An 858-nucleotide genomic window follows, 5' to 3' on the forward strand; every position below is an offset into this window, starting at 1 on the left:
TGGGTGTCTGTCCGCGGCTCTCTGGGCGGGCGCACCGCGGCGATCGCCCCGCCGCCCTGGTGGGGGCCCCCCGGCGGGGTGGGGGGGCCGCGCGCCCCCACCGCCGTATTGTCTAAGGGTCAAGAACTCCCGGAGGAGCCGCTCAATGACCGTCCCCGTCGTCCACTCGCTGCGCGAGCAGATCCGCGAGCACATCGTGGAGGGGATCGTCAGCGGCCGCTGGAAGCCGGGCGAGCGGATCGTGGAGCGCCGGATCGCGACCGAGCTGGAGGTCTCCCAGACCCCGGTCCGCGAGGCGCTGCGCGAGCTGGAGTCGCTGCGGCTGATCGAGTCGGCGCCGAACAAGGGCGTCCGGGTCCGCAACCTCACCGCGGCCGACCTGGAGGAGAGCTATCCGGTCCGGGCCGGCCTGGAGCAGATCGCGGCCGAGCTGGCCGCGCCCCGGCTCTCCGCCGACTGCTCGACGCTGGAGCCGCACGTGGCGGCGCTCTACGAGGCGGACGCGAGCTCCGACGGCACGGCGCAGGTCCGGCACACGGTGGCCTTCCACCGCGAGCTGGTGAAGGCGGCCGGCAACAGCGTGCTGCTGCACACCTGGGAGGGGCTCGGCATCGAGGTCTTCACGGCCCTGTCGATCCGCTGGCTGGGCACGGTGCAGAAGTCGTACGCGGAGGAGCACCAGGAACTGGTGGAGGCCTTCCGTCGGGGCGATCCGAACATCGGGGCCCTCGTGAAGGCCCACGTGCTGGGGTGCGCTCCCCGCGCCTGATACGTTTCCGCAGGTCACAGCCTCGCTTCGGCGGGGCTTCGGCCGTTTCCGAATCGTTCGAAAAGTCGGCACAGGGTGCCCCTTTTCAT

General features: G+C 71.8%; 1 protein-coding gene. It reads left to right on the plus strand.

The window, feature by feature from the left end:
• Nucleotides 1-145: 145 nt before the first annotated feature.
• Nucleotides 146-769 (plus strand): GntR family transcriptional regulator, encoded by a 624-nt coding sequence (locus tag ACFQ8C_RS18155; protein WP_362117617.1) that lies wholly within the window; start codon nt 146-148, stop codon nt 767-769.
• Nucleotides 770-858: the final 89 nt, after the last annotated feature.

Origin of the sequence: Streptomyces sp. NPDC056503 (genome assembly GCF_042794995.1) — a bacterium.
Lineage (GTDB): Bacteria > Actinomycetota > Actinomycetes > Streptomycetales > Streptomycetaceae > Streptomyces.